A 23,418-nucleotide genomic window follows, 5' to 3' on the forward strand; every position below is an offset into this window, starting at 1 on the left:
GGGGCACACCATGCGCAACCCCAGCTTCGCCACCGGAGTCCCCAACTGGATCGATCTGGGCACACCCGACCTCGACGGGGCCACCGCCTTCTACCGCGGGCTCTTCGGCTGGGAGCTGGTGCCCGGTGGCCCCGAGACCGGTGAGTACGGGATGTACTCGCTGGACGGCAACGCGGCCGCGGGCGTGATGACGGTGCCCGAGGAGCGGGCGAAGCCCTCCTGGTCGGTCTACTTCCAGTCGCCCGACGCGTACGCCACCGCCACGACCGTGACGCGGGCCGGGGGCAGCGTCCTCTTCGAACCGATGGACGTCCGCGAGTTCGGACGGATGGCCGGCTTCACGGACAACGAGGGGCGTACTTCGGTGTCTGGCAGCCGGGGACCAATCCCGGCCTGGGTGTCATCCAGGAGCCGGGTTCCCTGGTCTGGTCGGAGCTGCACACCCCGGACGTGCCGATGGCCGCCGCCTTCTTCCAGACCCTCTTCGGCTGGGAGGCCGACGAGGTGACCTTCCCCAGCGGCTCGTACACCACGGTGAGACCGGCGGGCGGCGGTCCGGAGTCCTCCTTCGGCGGACTGGTACGCCTGGGCGATGTCCCGGCCGGAGCGGACCGGGGCCCGCACTGGCTGCCGTACTTCACGGTGGAGGACTGCGACGCGGCGTCGGCGCGGGCCGAACGGCTGGGCGGCGGTGTCACGGTGGCGCCCCAGGAGATCGAGGGCGTGGGCAGGATCGCGCATCTCGCCGACCCGTTCGGCGCGGCGTTCGCCGTGATCCGGCCCGCACCGGTGATGCCGGACAGATGAGTCCGCCCCCGGTGCGCCCCGTTGACGGGCCGTTGATCGGTTGTTTATCGGACCCGGGCACTGTGGGCGTCATGCTGACGAACACGATGACCGAGGAAGCACCCGCCTGGCGGGAGACGGCACTCTGCGCCCAGGCGGGACCGGAGTTCTTCTTCCCGGCCCCGGGCAGCTCGACGCGCGAGGCCAAGCAGTTGTGCAACGCCTGCGAGGGCCGGGTCGCCTGCCTGGAGTACGCACTCGCCAACGACGAGCGGTTCGGCGTCTGGGGCGGGCTGTCGGAGAAGGAGCGGGACCGGATGCGCAGAGGAACACCCGACCAGGGCTGACCATGGGACGCCGCGCAGCCCGGACGGGAGCCACGCGGCCCTGCCGTGCGGGACGGAACGCGGTCAGGACGCGATGCGGTAGGTCTCGCCGTACGTCTGCCACACCAGGGGCGGCCGCAGCTCCAGATTGCCCTCGCGCAGGAACACCCGCTGCGCGGTGTCGATCCGTGACGTGTCCCGCTGGGTCTTCCGTGCCTGGATCACCGACCTGCCCGCGTCCAGGAAGGCGTGGAGGTAGGCGGTCTCCTCGCCGCCCTCGGCCGCCGTGTCGGCCGCCGCCATCGCCGTGTCGCGGATGCCGTAGAAGCCCGTCGCCTCGATGCCGGGGCCGTGCAGGACCATCGCGTCGTAGTAGACGAACTGCCCCAGTGTGCCGAGCCCGTCCAGCTTGGCCAGCCGGACCGCCGGCTCGAAGTAGAGCTCGTCCCGGAAGCGCTCCTGGGCGTCCCGGAACGCCTTGTCCTCGGCCGCCTTCTTCCACGCGGCGGGGAAACCGGGGTCCAGCCCCTCGTGCGAATCGGTGCCGTCCACCGCGCGCAGCGCGGGAAGGAAGGGGGCGAGCGGATTGTCCGGATGCTCCTCGGTGAAGGACTCGACGAGCTGGAGCATGTCGTTCGTCCCGGAACAGAAGCCGATGATGCCCGCCGTGTAACCGGTGCCGTCGCCGACGTCCTCGATGCTGCCGTACTGACCGCGCCAGTCCAGGGTGGAGCTCTCCGCGCTGGCCACCAGCCGCGAGGCGATCTCCTTCATCCGCGGCTCCGCCAGTCCGGCGGGCAGAGCGGCGATCTCCGCGTCCTCCGCCTCCTGCCCGGCCGCCGCACGGGCAGCGCCCCCGGCAGGCGTGGCCGGTGCGGGCTCCGACGCCTGCGGCAGAGCCGTGGGCAGCACCGGGTCGCCGCTGCCGCCGAACACGATGGATGCGGCGATGGCGATCGGTGCGCCGAAGAGGAAAAGACGCGTCACTGGCTTCACCCGCCACAGGGTACGGTCCGTGAACCGCAGGGGTCAGCCCACCCCCGTACGGCTGGGGGCGCCGGGCACGGCCCGGCGCCCCCAGCCTCACTGCCGGCTCACGCCTTGCCGCGTGCGACCATCCTCGCCTTGCGGGCGGCCAGCTTCTCGTCGAACTTCGACGCCTCGCTGTCGAGGCCGCTCATGTACAGACCGAGCTCCTCCTGCGCCTTGAGTCCCTCCGGGCCGAGCCCGTCGATCTCCAGCACCTTGAGGTAGCGCAGCACCGGCTGGAGGACGTCGTCGTGGTGGATGCGCATGTTGTAGATCTCGCCGATCGCCATCTGCGCGGCGGCCCGCTCGAAGCCGGGCATCCCGTGTCCGGGCATCCGGAAGTTGACCACGACGTCGCGCACGGACTGCATCGTCAGGTCGGGGGCGAGCTCGAAGGCGGCGCCCAGCAGATTCCGGTAGAAGACCATGTGCAGGTTCTCGTCGGTCGCAATGCGCGCCAGCATCCGGTCGCAGACCGGGTCACCGGACTGGTGGCCGGTGTTGCGGTGCGAGACGCGGGTGGCGAGCTCCTGGAAGGCGACGTACGCGACGGAGTGCAGCATCGAGTGGCGGTTGTCGGACTCGAAGCCCTCCGCCATGTGCACCATCCGGAACTGCTCCAGCTTGTCCGGGTCGACGGCGCGCGAGGTGAGCAGGTAGTCGCGCATCACGATGCCGTGCCGGCCCTCCTCGGCCGTCCAGCGGTGCACCCAGGTGCCCCAGGCGCCGTCGCGGCCGAAGAGGGAGGCGATCTCGTGGTGGTAACTGGGGAGGTTGTCCTCGGTCAGCAGGTTGACGACGAGGGCGATCTTGCCGATGTCGGTGACCTTGGACTGCTCGGCCTCCCACGCCTGGCCGTCCTCGAAGATGCCGGGGAAGTTGCGCCCGTCCGAGAACGGCACGTACTCGTGCGGCATCCAGTCCTTGGCTACCTTGAGATGGCGGTTGAGTTCCTTCTCCACCACCTCTTCCAGTGCGTACAGCAGCTGGGCGTCGGTCCACGCCTTCGAACTGCCGATGTGGGGAGAGGTGATCGTCACGGGGGGCTCCTGGGGGACGGGAGAATTACCTACGGCTTCGTAGGTTACGTGACCGTAGGTTAAAGCGCGGGTAAGGCCCCGGCCAAGCCCGGCCCCGGCGGCGCCGACTACGCCCCGTTATGTATGCAGGTCGTAGGGGCGCCAGGAGAGACAGGTCACGCAGCCTTCTACCTTCTTACAGGGCCGCCTGTCCATCCCGAGGGGTTCGAAACCCGGGCAGACGTCGACCGGAGGCTCCCACCGGACGGCCGGGGGGTCAGCAGGGCCCGCCCAGCAGATCCGTCAGACTCCGGTCGAGGTCCAGGAACCGGTGCTCGTCGCCGACCGGTACCAGCTCCTGCGCACGCTCGAGGAACCGGCGCAGTTCCGCGGTCCGCACGTGCACCATCGCGACCCCCTCGACGGCGTGGAACTCCAGCACCGTGCGGTCGTAGCCGAAGGGCCGCACCCGTACGTCGCCGACACCGGCGGGGGCGTCCATGCCCGTCGTGAGCAGTTCCCGGGAGAACTCCCAGGCCACCTCCGTCCCCTCCAGCGTCGCGGGGGCGGGGAACGCCATCCGTACGGCGAACGGGTCCCTCCGGTCGTACTGCAAGGTGGCGGGCAGCGTTTCCATCCGCGGAGCGGATGCGACCATGCGGGCCTGGACGGACTGCTCGATAACGCTCGACATGACCTGCTCCCTCTCGCGCGCGGCGAACGGCTCCCGGCATGGGAGTAGACGACGGAACTCCTCGTTTCGTGCACTGGAGTACGGCGTGAGCTGCGTCACCGCCCGGCCATCACACACCCCACCCCGCATCTGCCCACTTCCGGGCGGCCCACGCTGGACGGTCCGCCGCCCGTGGGTTGCCTTCCAGCGCCATGAGGAGCAGGGGGAAGAAGATTCGACTGATGACAAGGGGGTTGCGCGGTACGCCGGTTGCCTTCGCCCTGACAGCACCGGCCGCACAGCAGGTCCGGCGCACCGGCTGTCGGTCCGGGCGGCACGGATCTCACCCTGGACGACGCCGGCCGGACCTGGCGCAGGGCCGACCACGGTCCGTACGACACGGTGGAGGGGAGGAGGGGCGGGTGGCCGTCCGGGGCCGCCCGGGCGGCTGAGGGGCGCTCCCCGGCGCCGTCCCGCCCAGGGCGGGCTACTGCCGGTACGGAGCCAGCTCCGGTGAGGTCTTCGTCGCGAGGAACTCCGTGATCCGGTAGACGCACACGCCCTCGGCCGCGAAGGGGTCGGCCGCCGCGATCCCCTCGATCCGCTCGCGGTCGTCCCCCACGGCCAGGATCACGCCCCCGTCGCGCGGGTTCTTGCGGCCCGAGGCGAGGAACACCCCGGCGGCGTACTGCGCGTCCAGCCAGGTGATGTGCTCCCGCATCAGCGCGTCCACCCGCTCGACGGGGGCCGTGTAGGTCAACTCGAGTACGAACATGATCGCCAGGCTACCTAAGCTGGGACCCACTATGACTACCTTCCGCATGCCCGCCGACGAGGCCGAAGCCCGTGCCATCCAGGACACCCTGCGCGACCGTGTGGTGCTCGACGAGCCCGGCCCGCCGCCCGGCACCGGCCGGGTCACCGGTGTCGACGTCGCCTACGACGACGAGCGGGACGTCGTCGTCGCCGCGGCCGTCGTCCTGGACGCCGAGACGCTCGACGTGCTGGACGAGGCCACAGCGGTCGGCCGTGTCACCTTCCCCTACGTCCCCGGGCTCCTGGCCTTCCGCGAGATGCCCACCGTGCTGGAGGCGCTGGAGTCCCTGTCCGCCGATCCCGGACTCGTCGTCTGCGACGGTTACGGGCTGGCGCATCCGCGCCGGTTCGGCCTCGCCAGCCATCTGGGCGTACTCACCGGGCTGCCGGTCATCGGTGTCGGGAAGAACCCGTTCACCTTCCACTACGAGGCGCCGGGGCCCGGCCGCGGCGACTCCTCACCGCTCCTGGACGGCGAGGAGGAGGTGGGCCGGGCCCTGCGCACCCAGGGGGGCACCAAGCCGGTGTTCGTCTCGGTGGGGCACCGGGTGAGCCTGGACAACGCCTGCGCCCACACCCTGCGGCTGGCCCGCTCCTTCCGGCAGCCGGAGACCACCCGCAGGGCCGACGCGCTCTGCCGCCAGGTCCTGCGTGAGGCGACGGCCTGAGTATCCGTACGGATGGCGCCCGCCGCCCGCGATCGGCAGGGTGGAACACATGAACACACACCGTACGAGTGTCCGAGTCGTCCCTGTTCGGCATGCTCAGCGCCGTGTCGCGGTGGGCATGCTCCTCGGTGGCGTCGCGGGGCTCGTATGGGCCGGGGCGATGCTCTACACCCTGGCCTCCTGGCTCCTGTGACCTGCCGGGTTCAGCGGACCGCGGCCACCCGGAAGCCCATCCCGGCGGCCCTCAGCCGCGCCAGCAGCGCGTCACCCATCGCCACCGCGGTGGTGACCTGCCCCGAGGTCGCCGGAAGGTCGTCCAGGGCGAGGCAGAGCGCCGACTCGGCCAGCATCTTCGCCGTCTCGTCGTAGCCGGGATCACCCCCGGCCACCTCCGTGAAGACCCGGCGTCCGCCGCCCTCGCCGACGAAACGCACCGTGAACCAGCTCCGGTTCCTGCGCTCCTCGCCGGGACCCTGCCCCGGTTCGTGACGTCCCATCAGCCACTGCCTGGCGGCGGGGAGCTGCGCGGCGGCCAGCAGCGCCCCGATCGCCGCGGTTCCGCCGACGGCCATCGGCAGACGCTTCACGGAGGCGAAGTGCCGGTAGCGGAAGTCGGGTCCGTAGCGCTCAAGGGCCCGCGCCGAACGGGCCACGACCTGGGGGTCCAGGGTCGGCAGCGGCAGCGCCCAGGTGCCGGTCTCCCCGCTGAAGTGCGGGGCCCCCAGCGGGGCCCGGGCCCGGCGGCCGACCAGGCGGGGCTCGTGCAGCCGTCGCTCCTTCGCGGCCCGCAGCAGATGCGGGCCGCGGCCCATCGCGGTCAGGGCCGAGGCGAACGTACCCCCGGAGAAGGCCGCGCTGCTGCGCACGAATCCGTCGACCGTGAGCGGCACCCCGGCCGGCAGCTGCTGGACGGTGAAGTACACCCCGAGGTCGTGCGGTACGGAGTCGAACCCGCACGCGTGCACGATCCGCGCTCCCGTCTCGCGGGCCCGCGCGTCGTGTCTCAGATACACGCGGTCGACGAACTCCGCCTCACCTGTCAGGTCGGCACAGTCCGTCCCGGCCTCCGCGCAGGCCGCCACGAGTTCCTGCCCGTACCAGACGTACGGCCCCACCGTCGTGGCCACCACGTGCGTGGACTCGGCCAGCTCGCGCAGCGACGCCGCGTCGCCGGCGTCCGCGTGCAGCAGGGGCAGATCCGCGCAGCCCGGGTCGGTGGCCGCGAGGCGGGCACGCAGCTGTTCCAGCTTCCTCCGGTCCCGTCCGGCCAGCGCCCAGCGGCACGTGGCGGGGGCGTGCGCGGCCAGGTACCGGGCCGTCAGCGCCCCCACGAAGCCGGTGGCTCCGAAGAGGACGACGTCATAGGGGCGAGTCGCCCCGCTCTGCCTGTTCACGAGTGCCTCCGCGGGTCCGGTGCCGATGCGGCAGGCAGAGGCTAGCGGAGGCCGACGTGGTGGCGCGCCCCGGAGGCCGGAGTGCGGGACCATCCACGCAGAGAGCTAAGCGCTTGCTCGGCCGAAAGGGTTGTGCGGGAGGCCGCGGATTCTTAGCATCATTGATGTTACATCGGTTGTGTCATACCTCTGGGGGCTTGGTGGCAAGGGCAGAGAGCGTTCCGCAGGGCCCGCTGACCGGGGTACGTGTGGTCGAGCTGGCCGGCATCGGCCCCGGCCCCTTCGCCGCCATGCTCCTGGCCGACCTCGGCGCCGATGTCGTCCGGGTCGACCGGCCGGGCGGTGCGGGCCTCGGCATCGACCCCGCCCTGGACCTCACCAACCGCAACAAGCGCTCGGTGGTCCTCGACCTCAAGTCGGCGGACGGACCGGCCAGGGTGCTGGACCTCGCCGAGCGCGCCGACATCCTGATCGAGGGCTACCGCCCCGGCGTCGCGGAGCGCCTCGGAGTGGGGCCGGACGCCTGTCTGGCGCGCAATCCCCGGCTCGTCTACGGACGGATGACCGGCTGGGGCCAGGACGGCCCGCTCGCCCCGCGCGCCGGGCACGACGTCGCGTACATCGCGGTCACCGGCACCCTCTCCATGTTCGGCAGGCCGGGCGAGCCCCCGACCGTCCCCGCCAACCTGGTCGGCGACTACGCGGGCGGCTCGCTCTACCTGGTCGTCGGAGTCCTCGCCGCCCTCCAGCACGCGAGGACGCCGGGCGGCGCGGGCCAGGTCGTGGACGCGGCGATCGTCGACGGCGCCGCCCACCTCGCCACGATGATCCACGGGATGCTGGCGGACGGCAGCTGGCAGGACCGGCGCGGCGCGAACCTGCTGGACGGCGGCTGCCCCTTCTACGGCACCTACGAGACCGCGGACGGGCAGTACATGGCCGTGGGACCGCTGGAGCAGCGGTTCTACGAGGAGTTCAGCGCGCTCCTGGGCCTCGCGGACGACGCGCCGGACCGCACCGACCTCACCCGCTGGAGCGACCTGCGCGCCGCCGTCGCCGGACGCTTCCTGACCCGTACGCGTACGGAGTGGACCGAGGTCTTCGACGGCTCGGACGCCTGCGTCGCCCCCGTCCTGTCGCTCCGCGAGGCCCCGCACCATCCGCACCTCACCGCCCGCGCCACCTTCGTCGAGCACGGCGGTCTCACCCAGCCCGCGCCCGCCCCCCGCTTCTCCGCCACCCCGGTCTCGGTGCGCCGCGGGCCCGCCGTACCGGGCGCCGACACCGACGAGGTGGCCGACGACTGGGACGTACCGGGCATCCGCACCAGCTCCACCGACGACAACCGGCTCTAGGGGGCCTCTGTGCAGCGGCAGATCTTCACCGGAGAACACGACGCGTTCCGCGATACCGTGCGTACCTTCCTCAGCAAGGAAGTCCTCCCGCACTACGAGCAGTGGGAGAAGGACGGCATCGTCTCGCGCGAGGCATGGCTTGCGGCCGGACGGCAGGGACTCCTCGGCCTCGCCGTCCCCGAGGAGTACGGCGGCGGCGGCAACGCCGACTTCCGCTACAGCGCCGTCCTCGCCGAGGAGTTCACCCGGGCGGGCGCCCCCGGCCTCGCCCTCGGGCTGCACAACGACATCATCGGCCCCTATCTCACCGGAGTCGGCACCGAGGAGCAGAAGCGCCGCTGGCTGCCCGGTTTCTGCACCGGCGAGACCATCACGGCCATCGCGATGACCGAACCGGGCGCGGGCTCCGACCTCCAGGGCATCCGTACCACCGCCGAGGACAGGGGCGACCACTGGCTGCTCAACGGCTCGAAGACGTTCATCTCCAACGGCATCCTCGCCGACCTGGTGGTGGTCGTCGCGAAGACCACGCCGGAGGGCGGTGCGAAGGGACTGTCCCTGATCGTCGTCGAGCGCGGAGCCGAGGGCTTCGAACAGGGCCGCAACCTGGACAAGATCGGCCAGAAGGCCCAGGACACCGCCGAACTGTTCTTCGACGACGTCCGGGTCCCCAAGGAGAACCTCCTGGGAGAGCGGGACGGCGCCTTCCTCCACCTCATGACCAACCTCGCCCAGGAGCGGATGGGCATCGCGGTCGCCGCGATCGCCGGGGCCGAGCACCTCCTGGAGATCACCACCCGGTACGTCAAGGAGCGCGATGCGTTCGGCCGGCCGCTCTCCAAGCTCCAGCACATCCGGTTCGAGATCGCCGAGATGGCCACGGAGTGCGCGGTGACCCGGACCTTCGTCGACCGCTGCGTCGTGGACCACTCGGACGGTGTGCTCGATGCCGTACACGCCTCGATGGCCAAGTGGTGGGCCACCGAGCTGCAGAAGCGTGTCGCCGACCGCTGTCTGCAACTGCACGGCGGGTACGGCTACATGGCCGAGTTCCCGGTGGCCCGGGCGTTCCTGGACGGCCGTATCCAGACCATCTACGGCGGCACCACCGAGATCATGAAGGAGATCATCGGCCGCTCGATCCTCGCCTGACCTCGCCGCGCACCCACCCTCGAAAGGCTGCTGTCTTGAGTACCCAAGCGTTCGTCTACGACGCGATCCGCACCCCGCGGGGCCGTGGCAAGGCCAATGGCGCCCTGCACGGCACCAAGCCGATCGACCTGGTCGTCGGACTCATCCACGAAACACTCCGCCGCTTCCCGGATCTCGACCCGGCGGCCATCGACGACATCGTCCTCGGGGTGGTCAGCCCGCTCGGGGACCAGGGCTCCGACATCGCCCGCATCGCCGCCATCGCCGCCGGGCTCCCCGACTCCGTCGCCGGCGTGCAGGAGAACCGCTTCTGCGCCTCCGGCCTGGAAGCGGTCAACCTGGCGGCGGCCAAGGTGCGCTCCGGCTGGGAGGACCTGGTCCTGGCGGGTGGCGTGGAGTCGATGTCGCGTGTGCCGATGGGCAGTGACGGCGGCGCGTGGGCGATGGATCCGATGACCAACTACGAGACGGGTTTCGCCCCGCAGGGGATCGGCGCCGACCTGATCGCGACGATCGGCGGTTTCTCCCGCCGGGATGTCGACGAGTACGCGGCGCTCTCGCAGGAGCGTGCGGCCGAGGCGTGGAAGGACGGGCGCTTCGCGCGGTCCGTCGTCCCGGTCAGGGACCGCAACGGGCTCGTCGTCCTCGACCACGACGAGCACATGCGGCCCGGCACCACCGCCGACTCGCTCGCCTCCCTCAAGCCGTCCTTCGCCGTGATCGGCGAGACGGGCGGCTTCGACGCCGTCGCGCTCCAGAAGTACCACTGGGTCGAGAAGATCGACCACGTGCACCACGCGGGCAACTCCTCCGGCATCGTCGACGGCGCCGCCCTGGTCACCATCGGCTCCCAGGAGGCCGGCGAGCGCTACGGCCTCACCCCGCGCGCCCGGATCGTCTCCGCCGCGGTCTCCGGTTCCGAGCCCACCATCATGCTCACCGGACCGGCGCCCGCGACCCGTAAGGCACTCGCCAAGGCCGGGCTCACCATCGACGACATCGACCTGGTGGAGATCAACGAAGCCTTCGCGGGTGTGGTCCTGCGTTTCGTCGAGGACATGGGTCTCTCCCTGGACAAGGTCAACGTCAACGGCGGCGCCATCGCCCTGGGCCATCCGCTGGGCGCCACCGGCGCGATGATCCTCGGCACGCTCGTCGACGAACTGGAGCGGCGCGACAAGCGGTACGGACTCATCACCCTCTGCGTCGGGGGCGGCATGGGCGTCGCCACCGTCATCGAGCGTCTCTGAGCGTCCCAGGCCACCCCTGCTTACGGAGAAGACAAGCCAATGACCGAGAGCACGACCATCCGCTGGGAACAGGACGAGACCGGCGTCGTCACCCTCGTACTCGACGACCCCGACCAGTCCGCCAACACCATGAACCAGGCGTTCAGGGACTCCATCGCGGTCATCGCCGACCGCGCCGAGGCCGAGAAGGACTCCATCCGGGGCATCATCTACACCTCCGCGAAGAAGACCTTCTTCGCGGGCGGCGACCTCAAGGACATGATCAAGCTCGGCCCTGAGAACGCCCAGCACGCCTTCGACGCGGGTACCGCCGTCAAGCGCTCCCTGCGCCGCATCGAAACCCTCGGCAAGCCCGTCGTCGCCGCCATCAACGGCGCGGCACTCGGCGGTGGTTACGAGATCGCGCTCGCCAGCCACCACCGCATCGCGCTGGACGCGCCGGGCTCCCGCATCGGCCTGCCCGAGGTCACCCTCGGCCTGCTGCCCGCGGGCGGCGGCGTCACCCGCACCGTACGGCTGATGGGCATCGCCGACGCGCTGCTCAAGGTCCTGCTCCAGGGCACCCAGTACACCCCGCCGCGCGCCCTGGAGAACGAGCTGGTCCACCAACTCGCGTCCACCCCCCAGGAGATGCTCGCCAAGGCGCGCGCGTTCATCGACGCCCATCCCGAGTCGCGGCAGCCGTGGGACGTCAAGGGGTACAAGATCCCCGGCGGCACCCCGGCCAACCCGAGGTTCGCCGCCAACCTGCCGGCCTTCCCCTCCAGCCTGAGGAAGCAGCTCGCGGGCGCGCCCATGCCCGCGCCGCGCAACATCCTCGCCGCCGCCGTCGAGGGCGCGCAGGTCGACTTCGAGACCGCGCAGACCATCGAGGCCCGCTACTTCACCGAACTGGTCACCGGCCAGGTCGCGAAGAACATGATCCAGGCGTTCTTCTTCGACCTCCAGGCCGTCAACTCCGGTGCCAGCCGCCCCAAGGGCGTCGAGGAGCGCCCGGTCCGCAAGGTCGCCGTGCTCGGCGCCGGGATGATGGGCGCGGGCATCGCCTACTCCTGCGCGCGCGCCGGTATCGACGTCGTACTCAAGGACGTCAGCACCGAGGCCGCCGCCAAGGGCAAGGCGTACAGCGAGAAGCTCCTCGCCAAGGCGCTCGCCCGGGGCCGTACGACCGAGGCGGAGCGGGACGAGCTGCTGGCCCGGATCACCCCGACCGGCGACCCGGCCGACCTGGCGGGCTGCGACGCGGTGATCGAGGCCGTCTTCGAGGACACCACGCTCAAGCACAAGGTGTTCCAGGAGATCCAGGGGATCATCGAGCCGGACGCGCTGCTCTGTTCCAACACCTCCACGCTGCCCATCACCGTCCTCGCCGAAGGTGTGTCCCGGCCGGTGGACTTCATCGGGCTGCACTTCTTCTCGCCCGTCGACAAGATGCCCCTCGTCGAGATCATCAAGGGCGAGCGGACCGGTGACGCGGCCCTGGCCCGTGCCTTCGACCTGGTGCGCCGGATCAGGAAGACGCCGATCGTCGTCAACGACTCGCGCGGCTTCTTCACCTCGCGCGTCATCGGCCAGTTCATCAACGAGGGCGTCGCCATGATCGGTGAGGGAGTCGAGCCGGCCTCGGTCGAGCAGGCCGCGGCGCAGTGCGGCTACCCGGCCAAGGTGCTCTCCCTGATGGACGAGCTGACCCTGACCCTGCCCCGCAAGATCCGCGACGAGACGAGGCGGGCCGTCGAGGCGGCGGGCGGCACCTGGGCCGGGCACCCCTCGGACGCCGTGATCGACCGGATGGTCGACGAGTTCGGGCGCCCGGGGCGCAGCGGCGGCGCCGGCTTCTACGAGTACGACGAGGAGGGCAGGCGCACCCGCCTCTGGCCCGGTCTGCGCGAGCACTTCACCAAGCCCGGCACGGACGTCCCCTTCACCGACATGCAGGAGCGGATGCTCTTCTCCGAGGCGCTGGACAGCGTCCGCTGCCTGGAGGAGGAGGTTCTGCTCACGGTCGCCGACGCCAACATCGGCTCCGTCATGGGCATCGGCTTCCCGCCCTGGACCGGTGGCGTGCTCCAGTACATCAACGGGTACGAGGGCGGCCTGCCCGGCTTCGTGGCGCGCGCCCGGGAACTGGCCGCGAAGTACGGCGACCGCTTCCTGCCGCCCGCCCTGCTCGTGGAGAAGGCCGAGAAGGGCGAGACCTTCCACGACTGAGAGACCCGCTCCGCGCGGGCCGCGCTCTCCCGGCGTTACCTCGCCGTGAACGCGGCCCGCAGCTCCTCCTTCAGCGAACGCTGGAACGCGGTCACGAGTGCCTGCACCACCATGGGCTGCATATGGGCCGACAGCGACTTCATCGCCGCGACGTGCTCCGGATCGGACTCCCGCTCCCGGTACGGGCTCCACACCTCGTCCCGGAACAGCCGCGTCAACTCCTGTGCCGCTGACCGGGTGTGCTCCAGCAGGACCGTGCGCGCGGCGAGGATCGTCTCGTGCGCGATCGGGACGTCCAGGAGTTCCACCCCGAGCCGGAGCAGTCCCGGATCGACGCGATACCCCTCCCCGCCCGCCTCGGGCGGTCCCAGCACGGCCATCGCCGTCAGCAGACCGAGATCCGGTTCCGTGAGCGTCCGCCCCGCGCGGCGCTCCAGCTCGGCCCGTGTCATGTCCTCAGCCTTGTCCGGGGCCCAGGACGCCACGAGCGCCCGGTGGATCGCGAGGTCCCGCGCGCTCATGTCGGGCGGCAACTGCTCCAGATACCGCTCGATCGCGGCCAGGGTCATGCCCTGGTGCTGGAGCTCCTCGATCAGAGCCAGCCGGGCGAGGTGCTCACGCCCGTAGTGCCCGACCCGGCGTGGCCCGATCACCGGCGGCGGAAGCAGCCCGCGGGTGCTGTAGAAACGCACGGTACGGACAGTGACCCCGGCGCGCGCCGCGAGCTCGTCCACGGTGAGCGTCGGCTCCTCGGTCCCGGTCGCCATGGCTGCTCCTCGCTGCTCACGCTCGTACTGCCGGGTAGCGCATGATCCGCGTACCCATAGGTTCAACAGTATTGCTGTCTCACCAGTGTGGTGAAAGCCCGCCCGATGAACGACCGCGCCTGACGCCCCCGGCGTACGCCAGCTGGTGCCCGATTGTCTCCATATCCATGTGTCGACCTGGCTATCGTTGAGGGAGCGTGGCGGAGCGGGGGAGGGGTCCATGGCGCGACGGAGTCCGAACGAGGAACTGCTCACCCGTGCGCTCACGGAGACGCCCCCGTCCGACGCGCTGAGCGAGCAGATCCTCGACGCGGCACGTGAGCAGTTCATGACGCACGGCGTCCGGCGCACCACGGTCGACCGGATCGCCGTACGGGCCAGGGTCTCCCGGCTCACCGTCCTGCGCCGGATCGGCGGCAGGGACGAACTGCTGGCGGCCTGTCTGCTGCGCGAGTACCGCCGCTTCGTCGTGGACGTGGACGAGGTGGTCTCCGCGCTCCCCACCCGGGAGCAGCGGCTCGTGGAGGGCTTCGTCGCCGTCCTGGAGCACGTCCGCGCCCACCCGCTCGTCGCCGGACTGCTGCGGACCGAACCGGAAGCCGTGATGCCCCTCCTCACCGCCGAGGACGCGCCGGCCGTGCAGGCGTTGCGGGGCTATCTGGCGGACCGGCTGCGCCACGCCGACCCCGTGCGGGGAGGACCGGAGACCGATACCGGGCCCGCCGCCGAACTTGCCGTGCGGATCATCGTCTCCTTCCTGCTCAACCCGGCGGGCTGCTTCGCGACCGACGACGACGAGCAGCTCAGGCTCCTCGCGCGCCGCTGCCTGGTGCCGCTCCTGGCCGGCTGACGGACTGGGGGACGGCCCCCGGCACACCGGACCACCCGTGACCGCGTACGGGATCGCCTCCGGACCGGTCACGGGGACCGCGGCGCCCGCCGACCGCGAGGAGCCCTCGCATGGACAGCGCAGCAGCCGACGCGCCGGGGGACGCCGGTGCCCCCACGCCACCCCCGCCCGGCGGAGTGCTGTGGAGCCTGACCGGTGACATCCGTTGTGGCCGGTGCTGCTTCCGCCCCTGACCCGGTCCCGCCGCTTCGTCACCGTGGGGCTCATGCCGCCGGACGCCCGTGCGGCGATCGGGCTTGAGTGGACCCCGGGCCAGGAGCGGACGCCGCGTCACTTCTGCGGTGTCCTGGGCCTGGTGGAACCCGTGCTGCCGGAGCGGCTGCGCGCCCCGCTGACGCGCCGGGCCATCGCCCCCTGTCGCACGGGAGTTGACCGGGGTACCTTCCGCACACGCTGATACGAGGGCGGGCGCCGTGGTGCCCGCCCACCGCATCCCGGGAGGCAGCCGCAGATGACCCCTCGCACCGACCGCGCACTCCGCGGCACCACCCGACCCAGGAGCGGTCGCCTCGGCGCTCTGCGCGGCCTGGCCCTGGCCGCGGCCGCGCTCGCCGTGCCGTTCGCGACCGTCCCCGCCGAAGCCGCGCACCCCTGGCCCCGGACCGGCTTCGAGACGAGCGGCGGAGCCCGCTGGACCGGCCAGCCCGAGGAGCAGGAGTTCCTCGCCGCGGTCGACCGGGCGAGCGACCGCGTGGCCGTCGAGCGTATCGGCACGACGGGGCAGGGCCGTCCCCTCCAACTGGTCCGCATCGGCGCCTCCCGCCCCACGGCCCACACGGTCCTGCTGATCTGCAGTCAGCACGGCGACGAACCCGCCGGACGCGAGGCGTGCCTCTCGACCGTCCGGGATCTCGCCTCCGCCCGCGACCGGGCGACCACCACCTTCCTCTCCCGTACCCGCGTACTGGTCCTGCCCACGGCCAATCCGGACGGACGGGCGGCGAACACCCGCGGCAACGCGGACGGTGTCGACGTCAACCGCGACCACATCGCGCTCCGGACCGCCGAGGGCCGTGCCGTGGCCGGGATCGTCCGCGACCGACGACCCGACGTGATCTACGACCTGCACGAGTACGGGGCGACCCCGCCGTACTACGACAAGGACCTCTTCGTCCTCTGGCCCCGCAACCTCAACGTCCACGACGGGGTGCACGACGCCTCAAGGACGCTGTCCGACCGGTACGTCAGGGCGGCGGCCGAGGAGGCGGGCTACAGCAGCGGCGTCTACGGAATCTGGACCGACCCGGCCACCGGGGACCCCGTCAAGCAGACCGCGGGCGACGGGCAGGAGCGCATCCTGCGCAACGCCTCGGGCATCAAGCACGCGGTGGGCCTGCTCATCGAGTCCCGCGTCGACGCGCTCTCCGCCGCCGAGCAGGCCGACCCGGCACTCAACCACCGGCGCAGGGTCGAGTCGCAGCAGGCGGCGCTCGACGGCCTGTTCGCCTTCGACGACCAGCGGCGCGGCCGGATCGAGGCGGCCACCACCGCCTCCCGTCTCGCGGGGTACGCCGACCGGGGCCCGGTCCGCCTGGGGGGCGCGGACAACGACCCGGCCGAGCCGGCGGAGATCCTCCAGGACCCGCCCTGCGGCTACCGGCTCAGCGCCGCCCAGTACGCCGACGTGGGGGACGAGCTGGCCCTCCACGGGGTCACCTCCCGCCCCGACGGTGACGGAGCGTACGTACCGCTGAGGCAGTCGGCCCGCAGTCTCATCCCGCTCCTCCTCGACGAGCGGGCGACCTATCACCTCACAAACGGTCAAGCCGTCACGGCTTGTTGATCCCGGAAGATGCCCGACCTGTGTGGTACTGCCTACGGAGAGCGATTTTCGGACTCCGTGAAAGGTGCCATCCGTGTCACAGGACGATCAGAGAACGGAGGCGCGGGGGAACTGCCGGTCACGGCCGACCTCCCCGCCGAACCGCGCCACGGCCGGAGTCCCACGACCGACCGGGTGGTCTTCGGTGTCACAGCGGTGTTCACCCTCGCCTTCGTGGTCTGGGGCGCCACGGCCACCGATTCGCTGGAGAGCGTCTCCAGCACCCTGCTCAACGGGCTGATCCACAACGGCGGCTGGGCCTTCATGCTCGCGGCCTCCGGCTTCGTCGTCTTCGCCCTGTGGCTAGCGGTCAGCCGGTACGGGCGGATCTCCCTCGGACAGGAGGGCGAGAAACCGGAGTTCCGGACCGTCTCCTGGGTCGCGATGATGTTCAGCGCCGGGATGGGCATCGGCCTGATGTTCTACGGAGTGAGCGAGCCGCTCGCCCACTTCGTGAATCCGCCGCCCGGCACCCGCCCCTTCGACGACGCCGACGCGATGCAGACGGCGATGGCCACCACGCTCTTCCACTGGACCCTGCACCCCTGGGCGATCTACGCGGTGGTCGGCCTGGCCATCGCGTACAGCACCTACCGGCGGCGCAGGCGGCAGACGATCAGCGCGGTCTTCGAGCCGCTCATCGGCGAGCGGCGCGCCCACGGTGCCTGGGGCCGCGTCATCGACATCCTCGCCATCTTCGCCACGCTCTTCGGCTCCGCCGCCTCGCTGGGGCTCGGCACGCTCCAGATCGGCAGCGGATTCGAGGAACTGGACTGGATGGAGAAGACGGGCACCGGGCTGCTCGTCGCGATCATCGGCGTGCTGACCGTCGCCTTCGTCGCCTCGGCGGTCTCCGGCGTCGAGCGGGGCATCCAGTGGCTGTCCAACATCAACATGGTGCTCGCGCTGATCCTCGTCCTCTTCGTCTTCGTCGCCGGTCCCACGATCATCGTGCTCGACCTGCTGCCCACGTCGATCGGCGCCTACCTCGGTGATCTCGCCCAGCTCGCCGGCCGCACCGAGGCCACCGGCAAGGGGGACGTGGCCGACTGGCTCGCGAGCTGGACGGTCTTCTACTGGGCCTGGTGGATCTCCTGGACGCCCTTCGTCGGCATGTTCATCGCCAGGATCAGCCGCGGCCGGACCATCCGCCAGTTCGTGGGCGGAGTGATCCTCGTGCCCAGCACCGTCAGCCTGGTCTGGTTCGCGGTCTTCGGCGGTTCGGCGATCAGGCTCCAGGAGGCCGGCAGGCTCGGTGACGCCGACACCCCCGAGGCCCAGCTCTTCGGCGTCCTCCAGGAGTTCCCGGTCGCCACGGTGATGAGCGTCCTGGTGATGGTCCTGGTCGGGATCTTCTTCGTCTCCGGCGCCGACGCGGCCTCCATCGTGATGGGCACCCTCTCCCAGAAGGGCGTCCTCGAACCCGCCACCTGGGTCGTGGTCTTCTGGGGCGTCGTGACCGGCGCCGTGGCCGCCATCATGCTGCTCATCGGCAACGGCAAGGGCGACGCGCTCGCCGGGCTCCAGAACCTCACCATCCTGGTCGCCGCCCCCTTCACCCTCGTCATGGTCGGCATGTGCGTCTCCCTGCTGCGGGACCTGCGGCAGGACCCGCTGATCGTCCGGCAGGAGTTCGGTGTCGAAGCCGTCGAGTCGGCGGTCATCGAGGGCCACGCCAAGTACGACGGCGACTTCGAGATCCGGATCGGCCCCGGCACCAGCCAGATCGTCACGGAACGCACGACGAGGACCACCGCGTCCGGCACGGCCGACAGCACCGGCACGGCGGGGACCGGCCCCGAACCCGGCGCCTGACGCGGAGGCAGCCCGGCACGCCGCCTCCGCGGTGGTTCAGCCCACCAGCCGGGCCGCCTCCCGCGCGCAGCCCCAGGCGACCGTGACCCCGGCGCCCCCGTGCCCGTAGTTGTGCACGAGGCGCCCGCCGCCCGGCAGCGGCCCGGCCTCGACCCGTACCCCGCCGTCCCGGGCCGGACGCAGACCCACCCGGTGCCCGATGATCCGGGCGCCGGCGATCTCCGGTCTGACGCGGGCGCAGCGCGCCACGATCTCCTGCGCGGTACGGGGGTCGGGCTCCGTACGCCGGTCGTCGACATCCGCCGTGCCGCCGAGCACGAGACCGCCCGGCTGCGGGAAGAAGTACGTCGTGGTGCTCGACGCCGGGTCCGCCCGCGTGAACCACTCGTCGATCCCCGGGTTCTCCACCACGGTCAGCTGACCCCGCACCGGCCGCATCCCGGCGTCCGGAACCAGTTCGCGCGCACCCAGACCGGTGCAGTTCACGACGGCGGGTGCCTCGGCCGCCGCCTGGCCGAAGCCCGTCACCGTCCGGCGCTCGACCGTGCCCCCGGCCGCCGCCAGGCGCCGCTCCAGCCAGCGCAGGTGCACGGGCATGTCCAGGAGCGGCAGCGTCACCCGCAGCCCGGCCGCCTCCTCCGCCGCGTCCCCGAGCTGCCGGGCCCACGGCCCGAGCCCCGCGAACCGCTCGCCCCCGTGCACGCCGGCGACCAGCCGTACACCGGTCTCCCCGGGGCGGCGGCCAGCTCCTCGTACACCCGCAGCGTCGTCAGCGCCCAGTCGCCGACCAGCCCTGCGGGCTCGATCCGGTACGGCCACCACAGGGCGCCGGCCACCGCGGACGTCGTCTCCGCCGCCGGTTCGCGCGACCAGACCCGGACCCGGCGGCCGGACTCCGCGAGTACCACCGCGGTCGTCAGCCCGATCACCCCGCCGCCCACCACGATCACGTCCGTCATAGCTCCCCGGCTCCTTCCTGCCGCTCCGGTTCCGACCGTATCCGTGGGCGGGACACCGGCGGACGCCCCCGCGCTCCGGTCGGGCCGGCCGGACCCTGGCCCTCCCCGACGCCGATTAGGATCGAACCCTGATGACTGCCACTCTCGTCGCCAAGGATCTCGCCGCCGGACACGGCGACCGCACTCTCTTCGCCGGGCTCGACCTCGTCGTCGCGCCCGGTGACGTGATCGGTCTCGTCGGAGTCAACGGTGCCGGTAAATCGTCCCTGCTCCGCCTCCTCGCCGGGCTCGACCGCCCGGAGGAGGGCGAGCTGCGCCTCTCCCCGCCCACCGCCAACGTCGGGCACCTCCCGCAGGAGCCCGAGAGGCGCCCCGGGGAGACCGTGCGGGCGTTCCTCGCCCGCCGTACCGGGGTCGCCGAAGCCCAGGAGGCGATGGACACCGCGACCCAGGCACTCGTGGACGGAGCGCCGGGCGCGGACGACGCGTACTCCGAGACGCTGGAGCGCTGGCTCTCCCTCGGCGGCGCCGACCTGGACGAGAGGGCCGAGGAGGTCGCCGCCGATCTCGGCCTGACGATCAGCCTGGACCTCCCGATGACGGCGCTCTCCGGCGGCCAGGCCGCGCGCGCCGGACTCGCCTCGCTGCTGCTGTCCCGTTACGACATCTTCCTGCTGGACGAACCCACCAACGACCTGGACCTGGACGGACTGGAACGCCTTGAGCGGTACGTGGCCGGTCTGCGCGTGGGGACCGTCGTCATCAGCCACGACCGCGAGTTCCTGATGCGCACGGTCACCAAGGTCCTGGAGCTGGACCTGGCCCAGCAGGAGATCAACATGTACGGCGGCGGCTACGCGGCCTATCTGGAGGAGCGCGACCGTGCCAGGCGGCACGCCCGCGAGGAGTTCGACGAGTACGCCGACAAGCGCTCCAGCCTGGAGAACCGCGCCCAGACGCAGCGCTCCTGGATGGACAAGGGCGTCAAGAACGCCCGCCGCAAGGCCACCGACAACGACAAGATCGGCCGCAAGTTCCGCAGCGAGTCGAGTGAGAAGCAGGCCGCGAAGGCCCGCCAGACGCAGCGCATGATCGAGCGCCTCGACGTCGTCGACGAGCCCCGCAAGGAGTGGGAGCTGCGGATGGAGATCGCCTCCGCCCCGCGCTCCGGCTCGGTCGTCGCCTCCGTCCGCGACGCCGAGGTGGTACGCGGCGACTTCGCGTTCGGCCCGGCCACGCTCCAGATCGACTGGGCGGACCGGGTCGCCATCACCGGAGCCAACGGCGCGGGCAAGTCCACCCTGCTCGCCGCTCTGCTCGGCAGGCTCCCGCTCGACTCGGGGCATGCCACGCTGGGCTCGGGGGTGGTGGTCGGAGAGGTCGACCAGGCCCGCCAGCTGTTCCACGGTCCGGAGAGTCTGCTCGACGCGTTCTGCGCGGCCGTTCCCGACACCGAGCCGGCCGAAGTACGCACGCTGCTGGCCAAGTTCGGCCTCCGCGCCGACCACGTGACCCGCCCCGCGACGACGCTCTCCCCGGGCGAGCGCACCCGCGCGGCACTCGCCCTGCTCCAGGGCAGGGGCGTCAACCTCCTGGTCCTGGACGAGCCGACGAACCACCTGGACCTGCCGGCGATCGAGCAGCTGGAGTCGGCACTGGACTCCTACACGGGCACGCTGCTGCTGGTCACGCACGACCGCCGGATGCTGGAGTCGGTCCGCACGACGCGCCGCCTGGAAGTGGCCGACGGCAAGGTGACGGAGATCTGACCTGACAGGCTGGTCGTCGAGCCCGTCCGGAGATCGAGGACCAAGGACGAAGGGGAGGGGGAGCGGCTCGGCAGGGGGCGGAAAGGGACGGGACGGGGGCGGCAAGCCCCACGCGGCGGCAACCGCCCCACCCCGCCCACCCGCTACCGCTTCCCGCCGCCCCGCCCCGGGTCCGCCAGACCCGCCCGCCGCAACGCGTCCGCCATCGCACTGTTCCCCGGCGCCTGAGCGGGGCCCTGCGCACCACCACCGCGCCGGTCACGCCCCTGGCCGCCCTGGCCGCTCTGACCACCGCGCCCACCGCGCTCGCCACCCTGGCGCGGCCTGGGCGGCCGCTCACCCTGAACGCCCCGGCCACCCCGCTCCCGGCCGCCGTCCCGCCCCGGCTGCTCCGTCTTCCCGGCCGGCGCCGCCTCGTCGTCCAGCCGTAGCGTCAGCGAGATCCGCTTGCGCGGAATGTCGACGTCCATGACCTTGACCTTCACGACGTCGCCCGGCTTCACGACGTCCCGCGGGTCCTTCACGAAGGTCCGGGACATCGCGGAGACGTGCACCAGACCGTCCTGGTGCACACCGACGTCCACGAACGCCCCGAACGCCGCCACGTTCGTGACGACGCCCTCGAGCACCATCCCGGATGCCAGATCGCCGATCTTCTCGACGCCGTCCTTGAAGGTGGCCGTCCTGAACGCCGGACGCGGGTCGCGGCCCGGCTTCTCCAGCTCCTTCAGGATGTCGGTGACCGTGGGCAGACCGAACTTCTCGTTCACGAAGTCGTCCGCCCGCAGGGTGCGCAGCACGTCCGCGTTGCCGATCAGCGTCGCCACCCCGCTGCCGACCGTCTTCACCATCGCCCGCACCACCGGGTACGCCTCGGGGTGCACACTCGACGCGTCCAGCGGGTCGTCCCCGTCCCGGATGCGCAGGAAGCCCGCGCACTGCTCGTACGCCTTCGGACCCAGCCGTGCCACGTCCTTGAGCGCCCGCCGCGAACGGAACGGACCATGGGTGTCGCGGTGCGCGACGATGTTCTCGGCGAGGCCCGAGCCGATGCCGGAGACCCGTGAGAGCAGCGGCGCGGAGGCGGTGTTGACGTCGACGCCGACCCCGTTCACACAGTCCTCGACGACGGCGTCCAGGGAGCGCGACAGCTTCACCTCGGACAGGTCGTGCTGGTACTGGCCGACCCCGATCGACTTGGGGTCGATCTTCACCAGCTCGGCCAGCGGGTCCTGGAGGCGCCGCGCGATGGAGACCGCGCCGCGCAAGGAGACGTCCATGTCCGGCAGTTCCTGCGAGGCGAAGGCGGACGCCGAGTACACCGAGGCGCCGGCCTCCGACACCATCACCTTGGTGAGCTTCAACTCAGGGTGTCTCTCGCACAGTTCACCGGCGAGCTTATCGGTCTCGCGGGACGCCGTGCCGTTGCCGATCGCGATCAGGTCGACGGAGTGTTCCTTCGCCAGCCGTTCCAGCCGGGCCAGCGACTCGTCCCACCGGTTGGCGGGAACATGCGGGTGGATGACGTCGGTCGCCACCACCTTGCCGGTCGCGTCGACGACGGCGACCTTGACGCCCGTACGGAATCCGGGGTCGAGCCCCAGCGTCGCGCGTGTGCCGGCCGGTGCGGCGAGCAGCAGATCGCGGAGGTTCGACGCGAAGACGCGTACCGCCTCGTCCTCCGCCGCCGTACGCAGCCGCATCCGCAGGTCGATCCCGAGGTGGACCAGGATTCTGGTGCGCCAGGCCCAGCGGACGGTGTCGCCGAGCCACTTGTCGCCCGGGCGTCCCCGGTCGTTGACTCCGAAGCGCCGGGCGATCATGTTCTCGTACGCCGAGGGGCCCGGACGCTCCGCCGCCTCCGGCTCCTCGGGCTCCAGGACGAGGTCGAGCACGTCCTCCTTCTCGCCCCGCAGCATGGCCAGCACCCGATGCGAGGGCAGCGCGGTGAACGGCTCCGCGAAGTCGAAGTAGTCGGCGAACTTCGCCCCGGCCTCCTCCTTGCCCTCCCGCACCCTCGCCGTGAGCCGTCCGCGCGACCACATGCGCTCGCGCAGCTCACCGGTCAGGTCCGCGTCCTCCGAGAACCGTTCGGCGAGGATCGCGCGGGCGCCGTCCAGCGCCGCCGCCGCGTCCGCCACGCCCCTGTCCTGGTCGGCGAAGGCCGCGGCGGCCACCAGCGGATCGACGGACGGGTCCCCGAGCAGCCCGTCCGCCAGCGGGCCGAGCCCCGCCTCACGGGCGATCTGCGCCTTGGTCCGGCGCTTCGGCTTGAACGGGAGGTAGATGTCCTCCAGCCGCGCCTTGGTGTCGGCGGCCCGGATCCGCGCCTCCAGCGCCTCGTCGAGCCTGCCCTGCTCGCGTACGGATTCCAGGATCGCCGCGCGACGGTCCTCCAGCTCCCGCAGGTAGCGCAACCGCTCCTCGAGCGCGCGCAGCTGCGCGTCGTCGAGCATCTCGGTCGCTTCCTTGCGGTAGCGCGCGATGAACGGCACGGTCGACCCGCCGTCGAGCAGCTCGACGGCCGACCTCACCTGACGCTCACGTACGCCGAGCTCCTCGGCGATCCTGCCTTCGATGGACGTCGTCACGGTTTTCCCGACTCGCCTTCTGGTACCGGCTGTGCTGGCCGGGTCCCACGCAGTGGTCCCCGGCGGGGGTGATCCCCTGAGCCTGCATTGTGCCGGGTGGCCGGGT

The 23,418-nt window shown here is 71.6% G+C and carries 19 protein-coding genes and 3 pseudogenes; 14 read left to right on the forward strand and 8 right to left on the reverse strand.

The window, feature by feature from the left end; genetic code table 11:
* Positions 1 to 10: 10 nt before the first annotated feature.
* Both Sfulv_RS25170 and Sfulv_RS25175 read left to right on the forward strand, forming a co-directional pair.
* Positions 11 to 807 (forward strand): annotated as a pseudogene (locus Sfulv_RS25170) (VOC family protein).
* A 71-nt stretch (positions 808 to 878) separates the two neighbouring features.
* Complete coding sequence (locus Sfulv_RS25175) at positions 879 to 1,133, forward strand: WhiB family transcriptional regulator (protein ID WP_173316773.1); 255 nt, start codon at positions 879 to 881, stop codon at positions 1,131 to 1,133.
* 63 nt (positions 1,134 to 1,196) lie between these two features.
* Here Sfulv_RS25175 and Sfulv_RS25180 read toward each other — a convergent pair whose 3' ends face one another.
* The 4 genes from Sfulv_RS25180 to Sfulv_RS25195 form a co-directional block, all read right to left on the reverse strand.
* On the reverse strand, positions 1,197 to 2,099 hold the full coding sequence (locus Sfulv_RS25180) for a chitosanase (RefSeq protein WP_256669288.1): 903 nt from the start codon (positions 2,097 to 2,099) through the stop codon (positions 1,197 to 1,199).
* A gap of 107 nt (positions 2,100 to 2,206) precedes the next feature.
* Positions 2,207 to 3,181, reverse strand: coding sequence for an acyl-ACP desaturase (locus Sfulv_RS25185; RefSeq protein WP_173316774.1), 975 nt, complete (start codon positions 3,179 to 3,181; stop codon positions 2,207 to 2,209).
* 256 nt (positions 3,182 to 3,437) lie between these two features.
* Entirely contained in the window at positions 3,438 to 3,854 is a 417-nt protein-coding gene (gene ssgD / locus Sfulv_RS25190) for a spore wall synthesis regulator SsgD (RefSeq protein WP_173316775.1), read from the reverse strand.
* 466 nt (positions 3,855 to 4,320) lie between these two features.
* A complete protein-coding gene (locus Sfulv_RS25195; protein ID WP_173316776.1) occupies positions 4,321 to 4,608 on the reverse strand; it encodes a YciI family protein in 288 nt (95 codons plus the stop codon).
* Positions 4,609 to 4,639: 31 nt separating this feature from the next.
* Between Sfulv_RS25195 and Sfulv_RS25200 the strand changes: the two genes are divergently transcribed.
* Together Sfulv_RS25200 and mmpA are read left to right on the forward strand one after the other, a co-directional pair.
* Positions 4,640 to 5,317 carry an endonuclease V gene (locus Sfulv_RS25200; protein WP_246353230.1) on the forward strand — a complete coding sequence of 226 codons (678 nt, stop codon included), beginning with the start codon at positions 4,640 to 4,642 and terminating at the stop codon, positions 5,315 to 5,317.
* Positions 5,318 to 5,366: 49 nt separating this feature from the next.
* Positions 5,367 to 5,510, forward strand: a complete 144-nt coding sequence (gene mmpA, locus Sfulv_RS25205; RefSeq protein WP_173316777.1) for a morphogenic membrane protein MmpA — start codon at positions 5,367 to 5,369, stop codon at positions 5,508 to 5,510.
* A gap of 10 nt (positions 5,511 to 5,520) precedes the next feature.
* On the opposite strand, the gene Sfulv_RS25210 is transcribed toward mmpA, so the two are convergent.
* On the reverse strand, positions 5,521 to 6,711 hold the full coding sequence (locus Sfulv_RS25210) for a saccharopine dehydrogenase family protein (RefSeq protein ID WP_173316778.1): 1,191 nt from the start codon (positions 6,709 to 6,711) through the stop codon (positions 5,521 to 5,523).
* Positions 6,712 to 6,875: 164 nt separating this feature from the next.
* On the opposite strand from Sfulv_RS25210, the gene Sfulv_RS25215 reads away from it, so the two are divergent.
* From Sfulv_RS25215 to Sfulv_RS25230, 4 genes are read left to right on the forward strand one after another with little or no spacing between them, the layout of a single operon-like run.
* A complete protein-coding gene (locus tag Sfulv_RS25215; protein ID WP_173316779.1) occupies positions 6,876 to 8,066 on the forward strand; it encodes a CaiB/BaiF CoA transferase family protein in 1,191 nt (396 codons plus the stop codon).
* A gap of 9 nt (positions 8,067 to 8,075) precedes the next feature.
* Entirely contained in the window at positions 8,076 to 9,218 is a 1,143-nt protein-coding gene (locus tag Sfulv_RS25220; RefSeq protein ID WP_173316780.1) for an acyl-CoA dehydrogenase family protein, read from the forward strand.
* A 35-nt stretch (positions 9,219 to 9,253) separates the two neighbouring features.
* Positions 9,254 to 10,468: an acetyl-CoA C-acetyltransferase gene (locus Sfulv_RS25225; protein WP_173316781.1), complete on the forward strand. Its 1,215-nt coding sequence runs from the start codon at positions 9,254 to 9,256 to the stop codon at positions 10,466 to 10,468.
* 39 nt (positions 10,469 to 10,507) lie between these two features.
* Complete coding sequence (locus Sfulv_RS25230; RefSeq protein WP_173316782.1) at positions 10,508 to 12,679, forward strand: 3-hydroxyacyl-CoA dehydrogenase NAD-binding domain-containing protein; 2,172 nt, start codon at positions 10,508 to 10,510, stop codon at positions 12,677 to 12,679.
* Between the two features lie 35 nt (positions 12,680 to 12,714).
* On the opposite strand, the gene Sfulv_RS25235 is transcribed toward Sfulv_RS25230, so the two are convergent.
* Entirely contained in the window at positions 12,715 to 13,446 is a 732-nt protein-coding gene (locus Sfulv_RS25235; RefSeq protein WP_173316783.1) for a MerR family transcriptional regulator, read from the reverse strand.
* 220 nt (positions 13,447 to 13,666) lie between these two features.
* On the opposite strand from Sfulv_RS25235, the gene Sfulv_RS25240 reads away from it, so the two are divergent.
* The 5 genes and pseudogenes from Sfulv_RS25240 to Sfulv_RS25255 all read left to right on the forward strand — a co-directional run bounded on the left by Sfulv_RS25240 (position 13,667) and on the right by Sfulv_RS25255 (position 17,993).
* Complete coding sequence (locus tag Sfulv_RS25240) at positions 13,667 to 14,296, forward strand: TetR/AcrR family transcriptional regulator (protein ID WP_173316784.1); 630 nt, start codon at positions 13,667 to 13,669, stop codon at positions 14,294 to 14,296.
* A gap of 110 nt (positions 14,297 to 14,406) precedes the next feature.
* Entirely contained in the window at positions 14,407 to 14,529 is a 123-nt protein-coding gene (locus Sfulv_RS30770; protein ID WP_256669102.1) for a hypothetical protein, read from the forward strand.
* Positions 14,502 to 14,753: pseudogene (locus tag Sfulv_RS25245) on the forward strand (oxygenase MpaB family protein); the annotation flags it as partial. The gene Sfulv_RS30770 and the pseudogene Sfulv_RS25245, both read left to right, overlap by 28 nt.
* Positions 14,754 to 14,807: 54 nt before the next feature.
* The gene (locus Sfulv_RS25250) at positions 14,808 to 16,139 is read left to right on the forward strand and encodes a M14 family metallopeptidase (protein WP_173316786.1); all 1,332 of its coding nucleotides are present in this window, start codon (positions 14,808 to 14,810) and stop codon (positions 16,137 to 16,139) included.
* A 111-nt stretch (positions 16,140 to 16,250) separates the two neighbouring features.
* Entirely contained in the window at positions 16,251 to 17,993 is a 1,743-nt protein-coding gene (locus Sfulv_RS25255; protein WP_173318210.1) for a BCCT family transporter, read from the forward strand.
* A gap of 36 nt (positions 17,994 to 18,029) precedes the next feature.
* Here Sfulv_RS25255 and Sfulv_RS25260 read toward each other — a convergent pair.
* Positions 18,030 to 18,952: pseudogene (locus tag Sfulv_RS25260) on the reverse strand (FAD-dependent oxidoreductase).
* A gap of 131 nt (positions 18,953 to 19,083) precedes the next feature.
* Between Sfulv_RS25260 and Sfulv_RS25265 the strand changes: the two are divergent.
* A complete protein-coding gene (locus tag Sfulv_RS25265) occupies positions 19,084 to 20,721 on the forward strand; it encodes an ABC-F family ATP-binding cassette domain-containing protein (protein ID WP_173316787.1) in 1,638 nt (545 codons plus the stop codon).
* Positions 20,722 to 20,864: 143 nt separating this feature from the next.
* On the opposite strand, the gene Sfulv_RS25270 is transcribed toward Sfulv_RS25265, so the two are convergent.
* A complete protein-coding gene (locus tag Sfulv_RS25270) occupies positions 20,865 to 23,312 on the reverse strand; it encodes a Tex family protein (RefSeq protein ID WP_173316788.1) in 2,448 nt (815 codons plus the stop codon).
* Positions 23,313 to 23,418: the final 106 nt, after the last annotated feature.

Origin of the sequence: Streptomyces fulvorobeus, from assembly GCF_013167895.1 — a bacterium.
GTDB lineage: Bacteria > Actinomycetota > Actinomycetes > Streptomycetales > Streptomycetaceae > Streptomyces > Streptomyces fulvorobeus.

Bases quoted from the DNA above. Each gene is read 5' to 3' on its own strand.
- Sfulv_RS25175 (WP_173316773.1), top strand. From the start codon at position 879: ATGCTGACGAACACGATGACCGAGGAAGCACCCGCCTGGCGGGAGACG.
- ssgD (WP_173316775.1), bottom strand. From the start codon at position 3,854: ATGTCGAGCGTTATCGAGCAGTCCGTCCAGGCCCGCATGGTCGCATCC.
- Sfulv_RS25195 (WP_173316776.1), bottom strand. From the start codon at position 4,608: ATGTTCGTACTCGAGTTGACCTACACGGCCCCCGTCGAGCGGGTGGAC.
- Sfulv_RS25200 (WP_246353230.1), top strand. From the start codon at position 4,640: ATGACTACCTTCCGCATGCCCGCCGACGAGGCCGAAGCCCGTGCCATC.
- mmpA (WP_173316777.1), top strand. From the start codon at position 5,367: ATGAACACACACCGTACGAGTGTCCGAGTCGTCCCTGTTCGGCATGCT.
- Sfulv_RS25215 (WP_173316779.1), top strand. From the start codon at position 6,876: ATGTTACATCGGTTGTGTCATACCTCTGGGGGCTTGGTGGCAAGGGCA.
- Sfulv_RS25230 (WP_173316782.1), top strand. From the start codon at position 10,508: ATGACCGAGAGCACGACCATCCGCTGGGAACAGGACGAGACCGGCGTC.
- Sfulv_RS25235 (WP_173316783.1), bottom strand. From the start codon at position 13,446: ATGGCGACCGGGACCGAGGAGCCGACGCTCACCGTGGACGAGCTCGCG.
- Sfulv_RS25240 (WP_173316784.1), top strand. From the start codon at position 13,667: ATGGCGCGACGGAGTCCGAACGAGGAACTGCTCACCCGTGCGCTCACG.
- Sfulv_RS30770 (WP_256669102.1), top strand. From the start codon at position 14,407: ATGGACAGCGCAGCAGCCGACGCGCCGGGGGACGCCGGTGCCCCCACG.
- Sfulv_RS25250 (WP_173316786.1), top strand. From the start codon at position 14,808: ATGACCCCTCGCACCGACCGCGCACTCCGCGGCACCACCCGACCCAGG.
- Sfulv_RS25265 (WP_173316787.1), top strand. From the start codon at position 19,084: ATGACTGCCACTCTCGTCGCCAAGGATCTCGCCGCCGGACACGGCGAC.